This window comes from Candidatus Woesearchaeota archaeon, assembly GCA_027858315.1.
Classification (GTDB): Archaea; Nanobdellota; Nanobdellia; order Woesearchaeales; family UBA583; genus UBA583.
Genome location: JAQICV010000068.1, coordinates 1 through 12,335, shown reverse-complemented (window position 1 = coordinate 12,335; position 12,335 = coordinate 1). Strand labels below are relative to the sequence as shown.

At 26.3% G+C, this 12,335-nt stretch carries 12 protein-coding genes; 8 read left to right on the top strand and 4 right to left on the bottom strand.

Translation table 11 applies throughout. From position 1 onward, the window contains the following. Nucleotides 1-83 precede the first annotated feature (83 nt). From PF569_06405 to PF569_06385, 5 genes are all read left to right on the top strand, one after another. Nucleotides 84-632 carry a hypothetical protein gene (locus PF569_06405; protein MDA3855869.1) on the top strand — a complete coding sequence of 183 codons (549 nt, stop codon included), beginning with the start codon at nt 84-86 and terminating at the stop codon, nt 630-632. Between the two features lie 78 nt (nt 633-710). After that, nucleotides 711-1,271 (top strand): hypothetical protein, encoded by a 561-nt coding sequence (locus PF569_06400; GenBank protein MDA3855868.1) that lies wholly within the window; start codon nt 711-713, stop codon nt 1,269-1,271. A gap of 1 nt (nt 1,272) precedes the next feature. After that, nucleotides 1,273-2,061 carry a hypothetical protein gene (locus PF569_06395; GenBank protein ID MDA3855867.1) on the top strand — a complete coding sequence of 263 codons (789 nt, stop codon included), beginning with the start codon at nt 1,273-1,275 and terminating at the stop codon, nt 2,059-2,061. Between the two features lie 45 nt (nt 2,062-2,106). Continuing rightward, on the top strand, nt 2,107-3,537 hold the full coding sequence (gene cysS, locus PF569_06390; protein ID MDA3855866.1) for a cysteine--tRNA ligase: 1,431 nt from the start codon (nt 2,107-2,109) through the stop codon (nt 3,535-3,537). Then, nucleotides 3,530-4,414 carry a hypothetical protein gene (locus PF569_06385; GenBank protein ID MDA3855865.1) on the top strand — a complete coding sequence of 295 codons (885 nt, stop codon included), beginning with the start codon at nt 3,530-3,532 and terminating at the stop codon, nt 4,412-4,414. The genes cysS and PF569_06385 overlap by 8 nt, the downstream gene beginning before the upstream one ends. Here PF569_06385 and PF569_06380 read toward each other — a convergent pair. Then, nucleotides 4,411-5,079, bottom strand: a complete 669-nt coding sequence (locus PF569_06380) for a hypothetical protein (GenBank protein MDA3855864.1) — start codon at nt 5,077-5,079, stop codon at nt 4,411-4,413. The genes PF569_06385 and PF569_06380 overlap by 4 nt on opposite strands. Nucleotides 5,080-5,158: 79 nt before the next feature. Between PF569_06380 and PF569_06375 the strand changes: the two genes are divergently transcribed. From PF569_06375 to PF569_06365, 3 genes are all read left to right on the top strand, one after another. Continuing rightward, nucleotides 5,159-5,311 (top strand): hypothetical protein, encoded by a 153-nt coding sequence (locus tag PF569_06375; GenBank protein ID MDA3855863.1) that lies wholly within the window; start codon nt 5,159-5,161, stop codon nt 5,309-5,311. Between the two features lie 226 nt (nt 5,312-5,537). Continuing rightward, nucleotides 5,538-6,953: a hypothetical protein gene (locus PF569_06370; protein MDA3855862.1), complete on the top strand. Its 1,416-nt coding sequence runs from the start codon at nt 5,538-5,540 to the stop codon at nt 6,951-6,953. 99 nt (nt 6,954-7,052) lie between these two features. Next, nucleotides 7,053-7,952: a hypothetical protein gene (locus PF569_06365; GenBank protein ID MDA3855861.1), complete on the top strand. Its 900-nt coding sequence runs from the start codon at nt 7,053-7,055 to the stop codon at nt 7,950-7,952. 24 nt (nt 7,953-7,976) lie between these two features. Here PF569_06365 and yaaA read toward each other — a convergent pair whose 3' ends face one another. The 3 genes from yaaA to PF569_06350 are packed head-to-tail and all read right to left on the bottom strand — an operon-like array spanning nt 7,977 to nt 12,138. Next, nucleotides 7,977-8,753: a peroxide stress protein YaaA gene (yaaA, locus tag PF569_06360; GenBank protein ID MDA3855860.1), complete on the bottom strand. Its 777-nt coding sequence runs from the start codon at nt 8,751-8,753 to the stop codon at nt 7,977-7,979. A 12-nt stretch (nt 8,754-8,765) separates the two neighbouring features. After that, complete coding sequence (locus tag PF569_06355) at nt 8,766-11,588, bottom strand: hypothetical protein (GenBank protein ID MDA3855859.1); 2,823 nt, start codon at nt 11,586-11,588, stop codon at nt 8,766-8,768. Then, nucleotides 11,578-12,138, bottom strand: a complete 561-nt coding sequence (locus tag PF569_06350; GenBank protein MDA3855858.1) for a hypothetical protein — start codon at nt 12,136-12,138, stop codon at nt 11,578-11,580. Before PF569_06350 ends, PF569_06355 begins: the two co-directional genes overlap by 11 nt. Between the last annotated feature and the right edge of the window lie 197 nt (nt 12,139-12,335).

Here is a 12,335-nt window from a genome sequence, read left to right as displayed (position 1 = left end):
TTTTTTATAATTTATTAATATTGTATATTTACTTAACCAAATAATTAATAAATATATTTAAAAGAAAAGAAAATTAAAATTCTATGGAACAAAATAAACAAAACAAACTAAAAACACTAAACTTAATTTTAATAGGTTTAACTCTTATAATAATAATTTCAACAATTACACTATTACAATACAATAAAAATAAAGAAACAAACACCCAAAAAGATATAGACGAAATAACTTCTCAAAATCTATTAAATGTAGAAAGTCTAAATTCAATTTTAAATAAAGACGGAATATTCATAATATTACCAAATACAACAACTATCAAAAAAGAGAATAATGAGAAAGTTAAATTATATATGAAACTAGAAAACCCTAGTTTAAATGACTTTCAATTAAATCTTGAAGATAACAATTCAAACTTCAAAGTCTCAATCAAAAATAAAGCAACAAATTCAATAACTAATCCTATTAATATTTTCTCACCCCCCATCCAATTAAAAAGCACAGAGAAACAAGCATCAATCTTAGAAATTACTTTAAATTCAGAAATAGAAAAAGGTAAATACATTATAGAATTTGAAATTAATTTTGATAATTCAACAACTTCTACTCAAATAATAAATCTAATTATTGAGTAAATAAAACATCTATTTCAAGATGTCACTCTCAAACATAACTAAAAACTTATTTAAATAAAAAAATGAAGAACTTCTTATATGGTAAAATATAATAAAAAAGGTGCCGTAGAACTAAGTATAAATTTAATCATTATGTTAGTGATTGGACTTACAGTTCTTGGATTAATAATCGCATTTGTCACAGGATTTTTAGGAGATGCTCAAAACAGTATTTCTGGACAAGTTGGTGCAGATGATCAAAATAAATTAAATCAAGTACTTAATGAAGAAGGCAACTTTGTAATTTCGCCTGCAACACAAATCGTTAAGAAAGGAGATAAAGAAGGAGCTAAGCTTTATATGAAAATTAGAAATCCTTCAACTGGACCATATGAACCTTCAGCAACAGGAAATTTAGTAGGAATAGATGGTGAATTTTCATTAAGTATAACTAAAGGATCAACTGGGGATTTAATGAGTCAATCTGATTTCACAATATTCACTGCTCCAATAATATTAGAAACGGGTGAAGAAGAAGCGTATCCAATTATTGTAAAAACAAATTCAGATATAGACACTGGAACCTATTATGCTAAATTTGGGATTGAATTTATCGATGGAACAAAAGATACGAAAATCGTAACTCTAAACATTCAATAAAATGAAAATTAAAAATCTAATTTTTATATCTTTAATAATCTCATTAATCTTCATTTCAGGATGTGGAAGTGATATTGACTGTTCTTTAGAAGATACAACTTATAAAAAATACAAATTTGATGAAGATACTAATGAATGCGTAATAGATAAATCAATTCCTCAAAACTCACCAACTAACGGTGTAATCGAAGATGGTGAAACATATTGTAATGCTCCTGAAGATGTTCCAAAAGATCATCCTGATGAAGACTTAGGATGTGATGGGAATCTAGGAGAATATATAGATAAAGTATGTAATGAACAAAAAGAATGCGTATTTACACAAAATGAAAAAGTTGTAGAAAATACTATCTCAAAAGAACTAAAAAACTCAGACATAGTATTTGATGTAAGAACAAACTATAATGAACCCTACATTCTAAATACGGATGATGAAAACAATATTGAATTAGACATAACTCTATTCAAATTCCCACAATCTTCAGTAAATATAAAAAACATTATAGTTCAAGAAATAAAACTTGAAGATAGTTATTCAAAATTGCTAGGAAATATTGAATATAATGAAAAAATCTCAAAAATTGGAGATAAACTTCCTACTAAAAAAATTAGTCTTTCAGATACAACAAGATACGAATCATCACAATCAGTGAAAGTAAAATTAATTGTAACATACACAAAAGAAACATTAGATAGAGATGGAAAAATTATAAAAACTGAAGATAAAATCGAAACATTAATTGAGAGTTTACCAAAAATAACTATTATTAATCCAAATTTTTATGATTAAATAAACAATCATATTTTTAAACAATACATATTTTCTTATATATAGATGATTGAACTCTACAATACTCTAACTAAAAAAAAAGAAGAGTTTAAACCGATAAATAGTAATATCGTAAAAATATACTCTTGTGGACCTACAGTGTATTCAAGACAACACATAGGTAACTTAAGAGCTGCAATATTTATTGACACCCTAAAAAGAATTCTAAGATACGCTAACTATCAATTAGAAGATGTCACAAATATAACTGATGTAGGCCATTTAGTCTCTGATGATGATGAAGGAGAAGATAAAATGCTCAAAGCTGCAAAAATTGAAAAAAAAGACCCTTTCGAAATTGCAAAATTCTATGAAAAACTCTACATACAAGACTTAGGAAAATTAAATGTAATCTTACCTAAACACTTACCAAGAGCAACTGAGAACATAAAAGAACAGCTTGAAATAATTGAAGAACTAGAAAAAGGAAATTACATATACAAAACATCTGATGGAATATACTTTGATGTCTCTAAATTTAAAGACTACGGAAAGCTCTCAGGCCAAAGTTTAGAAGAAAAACAAGTAGGAGCAAGAGTAGAAGTAGACACAGAAAAAAGAAATCCTCAAGATTTCGCATTATGGAAATTTTTAACAGGAGATAATGAAAAACACATTATGAAATGGGACTCTAAATTTGGAGAAGGATTTCCAGGATGGCATATCGAATGTAGTGCTATGTCTTCAAAATATTTAGGAGATAAAATTGATATCCACACAGGAGGAGTTGATCATATCCCAGTTCATCATGAAAATGAAATTGCTCAGAATACTTGTTCAGGAGCAGTAAAACAAATAAATTTTTGGATGCACAATGCGCATTTAAAAATCGAAAATGAGAAAATGTCAAAATCCTTAGGAAATGTGTACAATGTAGACACAATAATTGAAAAAGGATTCAACCCTCTAGCTTTTAGAGAAACTTGCCTTAGAACACATTATAGAAAAGAAATGAATTTTACATTTGAAAGCCTAAAAGCAGGAGAAACAAATGTAGAAAAAATCAATAAATTTTTTACCAAACTTAAGATGTTAAAATCTGAATCTGAGGAAGAGCAAACTAAAAACATATATGAAGAAAATATGCAAAAATTCGAAAATGCAATATTTGATGATTTAAATACAACTATTGCCCTAAGTGCAGTATATGAATTCATGACAGAATTTAATAAAATAAAAGAATACTCTAAAAATGATTTAAAACTTGCAAAAATATTTATGCAAAAAACAGACAAAGTTTTAGGTTTAATCAAAGATGATGAAGAAATACCTCTTGAAGTACTAGAACTTGCAAAAGAAAGAGTAAAAGTAAGAGTAAATAAAAACTTTGAAGAATCAGATAAACTAAGAGATGAAATTGAAGAATTAGGGTATGAAATCAAAGATGACAAAAATTCAAGAGCAGGATTCATACTAACTAAAATTAAAAATGTATGAAATACATCTTCAAACTCAAGAATTCATAAAAGAACTTGCAAAACAAGAAATCAATGAATATACCAATAATAAAATAAATCAAGAAGAGAATATTTTCAAAGTAGAATTCAAAGAAGAAAAAGATATGATTGAATTTTGTTATAACATAATCTACTACTCACGAACAGTTGAAAAAATATTTTTGATAAAAGATAAAGAAAAAATAGATTTAACAAATTTTAATTTAACTAAAAGAGACTACAAACTAAACAAATCTAAATATAAACTAAGCCCATTAATTGTGAATTATGCACTTTATTTATTAAATATAAACAAAGAAAAAGAACTCTCAATAATTGACCCAATTGCAAATATTGGAGACATAATAATTGAAACATCTTTATTCTACCCAAGAAAAGCTCTCAATGTGAAACACAGACATGAATTACCAATATACAAAGAACTACGAAAATCAATTATCCCAAAAAGCACAATTGACAAGAACAAATATATAGGCGTACTCCAGGAGAATAAAGAATTCAAACTAATCAAAGAAAATATTACTTATTCTGGACAAAAAATAAAACTATCCCAATACGAATTAGACTGGTTAGATGTAAAATTTAAGAGTAAAAGCATAGATTATGTATTCTCATTTTTTAACAAATTAAATGATGAAATGCAAAGGGAATTTTTTTACCAATCAGAATTTATTTCAAAAAAGAAAATTTGTGTAATCTCAAACGAAGAAATAAATAAAAACTATCTAAAAAAATACAAATTAAAAATTGAACACGAAGAAACAATACATTATGAAAATAAAAATTATTTAATATACATTATATCTAGAAATACATTACTAAGAAGAACAAAAATAGTCAAAAAAAATATAGATTAGACTTTTTTCTTTTTAATTATCTTAGTTTTCAAAAATACTCTAGGATTCTTTTCTCTAAATTTAAACATCATATGATGAAAAATTGGCACCTTAACCTTCTTAGTATAAAAATATCCACCAGTTACAACAATTAATGCTCCAATACTATCAACAATTAAATCCCACATAGTATCAACAATGCCAGATTTCTGCATATTAAAACCAAAAATCTGATCCATTGAAAATTCGAAAATTTCCCAAATAACACCAATTGATAAAGCAAAAGAAAAAGAAAACAAAGCAATAAAAATTGGATTTAAATTTAAATGGATCTTCTTTTCATAATTCAAAATGAAAATTATCAAAAATCCAATCATTCCTAAAATTAAACCAGAACTTATATGTAAAACAACATCCCACCACCAAAACCTAGTATAATAAGAATGAATCTCTCCAAGCATAATAGATGCAAAAATAAAAACCAACAAAAATAATTCAAATTCTATTGGTAAACCTATTTGATAATTTTTACCAATTAAAGATGGAATAAAAGTTAATATTAAAGCAAGAGAAGATAAAAAGACAGTAATCCACTGCATTTCAAATCCTGCAACAATAATAGTCGCAATAAATGAAAATCTAATAATATAAGAAACAAAAACTACAAATTTATCAACTCTAAACATAAATAACTAAAAATTCATTAACTTATAAACATCTTTCATTATTAGAAATATATTTAAATGAATAATATAATACTTAATTATGGGAAAACATATATCTTTATCAAATAAATTTATGGGCGGAGCAATCATTATTGCACTAATAATTCAAAATATCAGTTTTTTAAGCAGTTTTAGAACAATAGCAACACTAATCTATCTTATAGTTGCAATTTATCTATTATTTATTGCTTAAACTTTTTCTTAATTTTACAACAATATATAGTGACAAAAAATTCACAATCAATCAGTTTTATAAATACAAGAAAACATACTTGTAGTCTAAAAATGAGTGAAAACTCGGGGTGAATCAAAATGACTACTAATTGTAAATTTATTGAAAAAGAAAAAAGAAAGAAAATCTTCACAAAAATCAAAAAAATAGCAGTTATAGGAATTACTACAATATTGAGTACATCATATTGACCTCTGCATTTAATACTTACGAATTCCCACAAAGTTTCATAAAAAACAATCAAATAGATGCAGAAATAGTTGTTGGTTCAAATGCAGCAATTGATGCAACATATGCACAATTAATTATAGAAAAACTAAAAGACACAGGTATAACAATAGATGAAGAATCAAATAATTTTCAAGACAAAACAAACCTTGTAAGAATTACTTACAAAGATGAGAGAATAGATAGCGATGACAAATTAAATGCCATAAAAAGTAATAATGAACTAAATTATGGAGAAACTCTAGAAGAGGTTTCAGAAATAAATGGTTTTGATGACTCCGATTCAGACTTTCTAAATGAAGAGAACTTTGATAACGGAATCTCTGATGAGGATTATGATCAAAAACTTAAAATGCTAGGAGGTGAATTCAATTATGCATTCTGGAATGATATTGACACATTAGATGAAATAACTGATGGAATTTATTACGATAATGGAGACAGTTTTGCGCAATACACAATTGATTTTAGTTCTGCAATAGATTTAGATGATACAACTGATTTGGATAATGATATGGTTGGTGAAGTTCTAACAATTATGGGAAATGAATTTACTATTGTAAATATTGATGCTGATGGCTCAGATTTAAATGAATTAGAATTAATAGGTGGAACAAATAAAATATCTCTTGAAGAAGATGAAAGAACAACTCTAAAAATCGATGGAGAAGATTACGAAATTTATGTAAATATTGTAACCGAAAATAAAGTATCATTAGAAGTTAATGGAAAGACAGAAAGTATAGATTTATTTGATACAGACGAAATTTCAGGTTTAACAATTGCTGTTACAGATTTAGTTGATAGTAGCAGAGATAGTGTAAATGGTTTTGCTGAAATTGTTATAGGTGGTCAAAAAATTAACCTTAAAGACAACAACAGAAGAGTTGAAGTAAACGAACAAGAAATTAATGATGAATTTGAAGAATATGATATAACTTCTGACTTCTCTGATGGAAACATTGGCATGGATATAATTACAATTACATACAAAGTAGATGAAGAAACCCTTCTAGAAGAAGGAGATTATTTAGAAGATGTATTATTCAACAGTTTTAAAATTAGATATGAAGGAATTGAAGGTAATGTAGATTATAACATATTAGAAATAAATGTCGATGATGATACAATAAATTTAGATGGAAAACTATTTAACAATGATAGACTAAGTAGAGATTTCATATTTACGACCTCTACAAATGGAGCAGACGGAGAAACATACCTTCAAGGAGATTCAGATGATGACAGAGTATTCTTCTCTGGCTCAGACTTAGGACTCTATCTACCAAATGGAATTACAAGTGTTAGCGCAACAGAAATTCTAATAAATTTTTCAGAAAATGACATTGAAGGTTCAGGATTCCTAATGTCATAAGATACAGATAATCAATACTTATATGAAATAACAAATTCTGACTCAAATGATAAACAAATCGATTTAGACGAAATATTTGACGATGATGCGATAGAAGAGGTGCAACCTGACGAATTTGACCCAGAAATCGCTCTAAACCTTATAAATACAATAGATAACAATGTACTTGGAACACTTCAACTAGACACTTCTGAATTTGGAAGTCCAATCATTGCATATGAAAATGATTTAATATTAGATTTTACTAATATCGAAAGTACAGGAATCTCAGGATACCTAGAGATATCTCTTGATACAAGTGATGCTGATGGTGATGATTCTACAGATATTCTAGAAAGATTTAATGTAACTCTTGGATGGGATTTATCCGATGATGAATTTGATTTAATAATCGATGATAATGACCCAGACTTCGTAAATGTAGGATTTGCAGAAATTGAAGACAACGATGATGTAGAAAGATATGTTACAGTTTATGGAACAATAGTTGAATATGACACAGATACACAAGACAATGTAAAAATCATGGTCTCAGAAGAACAAATTAGAGGTGAAGTAGATATCTTATTTGGAAATAATAATATAGAAGAAAATACTAAATCAATAATAATTGACATAGATGAATTAGACGACAAAAGAGATGAACTAATTGATGATGGATATGAAATTGTGAAAGTTGAAAATTTAAGTGAAGAAGACATAATCAATATCAAAGCACCAAAAATAATTCTAGATACACAAGTTAATGATTTAAATAATAAAATAATAATCGGAGGCCCAGCAGTAAATAAGGTTGCAGCACAAATATTAGGAGTAAATTTTCCAACACTTGCACCTGATTCCGAATTAGACATTAATGAAGCAGTAATTAGATACTATGATGGATATAACTCAATTTTAATTTATGGATATGCAGCTAAAGACACAAAAGTAGCTATTGACGAATTATTAAAAGAAGATAACATACAAGGAGAAGAAATATTTATTAGCGTTAGTTAAACAGACCTTTAGATTAGAATTAAACTAATCTATATTTTTCACAAATTTTAATTCTTTACTTGTTGATAATTTATCATCAAATAGATATCCTGATATATGTTCAAATTTTGCTATATCTTCAAGATTAATTATATCTTTACTCACAATATATCTTACAATGTCTCCTTTTAATTGTTTTGATATATGTCCTGAATTTTTCAATACTCCTAATTTACACTCAAAAAAATTTATTTTAATTATCTCTAAATCATCTTCAACATATTTTAATATTTTTCTTTGTGCTTGCGGAAGTAAATCAATTATTACTTTACCTTTCAGATTTTTAAGTAAAGTCTCTCTAAGATTCTTTTGCCAATATTTAGTAATATCTAAATCACCTATTTTTGAAGTCACCTTTAATTTATAATTTGGTATTTTATCAAGTGGTCTAAGCAATCCAAAAAGGCCATCAATAAATAAAACTGAAGTATTAAAATTATTCAATTGTTTCTCCTCAAATGAATTATAATCTATTGATTTAAACATAACTCCTGAGTATCTATCAATTACACTCATAACTTTTTCATTCTCAAAATTTATAGTAATTTCTTTGGCAATTTCTAATTTCTTATTTTTTAATTCAAATAATTTTTCAATATTAGTTTGAGAATTAGATATTGTTTCTTTTAATTTATTATTAATCTCATAAATATTTGAAACTAGATTATCAAAAGCATTACTATTTAACACATCTGAAGTCATTTCACTTCCCCCTTCATTTTTCCCTTCAGAAGAAGGTAATAGTATTATATAATTATTCATTTTTAATAAAAATTAATGAGTACAAGTAATCAAATTCATCAAAACACTTTCTCCGTCTAACAAAACCGGAGATTTTTGTAAAAATATGTCAGTACAATTACCTCTTATATCTATACTTTGATTAGTTATTCTCTTAGATAAAACTATACTTGCATCAGGACACAAAGCCGTATGAGTTTCATTAAAATCAGCAAAACTATCTTTAGTATATCCACCACAAGACAATGCAAAATCTTCATTAAAATAATCACAACCATTAACACCATCACAACTTGGTTTATAACGAAGATTAAACTTATCAATACAAGTATAATCACAATTAGAGAAACAATCAATAGGTGAAGAATACCAAGGTAAAGGACAAAAATCCATAGCTCCACTCTTAATATTATTTGAATAATCAGTATCATACAATGGTAAAGCTCTCGCATTATATACATGAACTCCAGGAGTTACATCAGTAACATTCCAATAATACATAAATGTTCTACCTTCTTCAGGAATATTATAATAAGTATCATTAAAATACCAATAATCATTCTTCCAACTAATATTTAAATCAACATCAAACTCATCAATACCTCCCACTCCAGCATTATGAATCCTTATTTCAAATGGAATTACTCCTTCATCAACAACTTGATCATAAAGAGGCCTTGCAAAATCCAAAACAACATCGATATCACGAACAAATGAAATACTTGCCAATCCATTATTTTCCTCTCCATAAACTGAATAAATTGAGTTCTCATTAATATCATCATCTTCATCAATAACAACTTTTAAAATTTGACTTCCAGTATCAAGAGGAATATAATTAAAAATCACATTACTATCAGTACTTAAAGCTATTTTTGAATCAATTAAATGAAAAATACTCTCAGTCAAATTCTTATAATATAAAGAAACCCTATGAGAAGAAGAAATAGGAGCATTACCTTGATTTTCAAATACTACTTCAACATTAGAATTTTTCCCAAGATACAAATCATCATAATTTATTCTTTTAACAATTAAATCATAATAATTGCCAACAACTAAATCAGATTTTACATAAATATCACCATACAACATTTTAGAAACATTAACACCATTAATTTCATCATAATAAGAATAATTAATTATCAAAATATATTTCTCATTAACAACGGGCCCAGTATATTTAATTGAAATAGGTATTGGATATGAAGCTTTAGCAGGAACATCAAAATTTGATGGAGCAGTAACAATAAAATTTGAATTTTCAACACCTGAAATTGGGTCTAAAATTTTAGTACTAATTGAAACATCTCTCAATTTATAATCTTTTAAATTAAATAAAACATCTCTAATATATAATTCATCAGAACCTAAATTTGGATAAAAATAAAGTGGTAAATCTGTTGACATAAGCAAATGTGAAAAATCTAAATCTATATCAAAATTCCCTCTAGAAGTAGTGTCATAGAAAAATCTCCAATTTTTAGTATTCCAATAACTCTGAATATCAAATTTTACTGATTCTCCTACCCAATTCTCAAAATCATACAAAGGATAAACAAAACTTTGCCTTTTATTCTGATTATTATTTAAATGTTCATTAAAAGTAGTTCTATCTGTATAAAAATTATTCCAACTAGAGGTAGCATTTTTTTTAGATAATAGGATTTCATAATCATAATCTCCTGCTTCAACAGTATGTGGATACCAAAGATTATATTCTTTCAATAGATAATCTGTTCCCACATAAGGAATTCCATCATTAGTAGTACCTTGAACAAAAGTCTCTTTTTGAATATCTGGAGCTAAATAACTATGATCTAAAGAACCTATCTTTGGCCAACTCCTAATTAAATATTGACTACCTAGAATTGGGTCATCAACAAATCGAATATATTCTGCTGCCCTATATGAATTTAAACCAATTTCATCTAATTCTAAAGGAATTATATAATCATACTGATAAACTCTAGTTTCTAATGGCGCTAGAGTTATTTTATCTATAATTTCATTTTCCATATAATGTGAGTAAATGTTTAAGTGAGGGTTTGCATCTCCAGACCAAGTTTGTAATTTTAAACTAACATTTTTATCTTCTGTTGGAGAAGGATTGTGAAATTGATATCTTGTAAAATAAGAATTTCCTTCAATTATAGGATTATGAGAATAACTATCAAGTCTCGTAACAGTAGGTATATCTAAACTTCCACCATCAAACCATAATTTTACTTCAAATAATTGAAATGTTGGTGAATATGGAGTTGAACCTTTCCTAATCCAACTTCTCACTCTAAAATCTCCTGAATAATAATCCTTAATATTCATACTATAATATTGGGTATTTTCTGAATTAACATTCATAGTAATCATTCTACTTCCAAAATCATAAATATAAAAATTTGTTGTTGTTCCACCAATATCAATCATTCTAGAATAATGTTTTAGTAATTGATAAGAATAAGCATCACAACTTCCTGTATTCTTTGAAATTTCTTTAACATAAATATTCTCATACAAACTAGTATCAATTCTCAAAACCTCTCCTAACTCACTACTATCAATCAAATGAGTAGCAGGATTTAAACCAGCTGTAGAATATACGATATTATTTCCCATATCAGAACGAGTTGCTAAATTATTAGTTTGCCATAAATCATATTTTCCTAAAAGTGGATTAAAATCTAATTTATATATTATTCCACTAGTCCCATCAAAATCAGAAGAAAAAGAATTATCATCTAAAGAAATTTCAACTCCAGTAACCATACCACCCGCACTACACTCCAAAGAATAAACTCCTTGAATCAATATTAATAAACTAAACAAAATTAAAAAAAGATTAAAATTAAATTTCATCATCTAAAACCTCCAAATCATATATATTAAAATAATCTTCACATATTTTTAAAGAACTACCATTCATAAAAAAAATACTTTCTTCAAAATCTAATTTTTCACAATTATAATCTACATCACTAAAATATTCTAAAAATGTTAATTTGAAATTTTCATAAATTCCATTATAATCCTGAATTATCCAATCACAATCATTTTCATCAATACTCTGGTATAAAACATTCTTATAAAATATTCTCTCATTTTTATTTTTAGAATCAAAAGACTCATAAAAATAATTGATAGATAAATAACTCTCAAATATTACTTCACTATTATCATTAAAACAATAATACATCTCATCCTCATCCAAATCATTCATATGAACTAAAGACAAAGAAGTATTCTCAATAATTAAATCATCATTAACCTTAGTTTCATTATCAACTTCAACCATAAAAACTTCAGAATTACTATCTTCAACTTTAGGTATAAATGAAAAAAATAAAATTAAAACTAGTATAATAACTATAAACTGAAAGTATTTATCAAAAAAATAGCTAATGCTCATTAGAAAATTAGGATTTATAACCTTATTAAATCTTTGTTAGTACTGGGTTTGAATAAAATGTCCGTGAAAAGTTGATTTTTCAACTTTGAATTACTATTCTTTTTAAGAAAAAATATTTTTATAAGATTAAACTTGAGTTTTCAAAGAAATTAAATATAAATTTTAATTTTTTTATAAAAAAATCCTAAATTAAATAT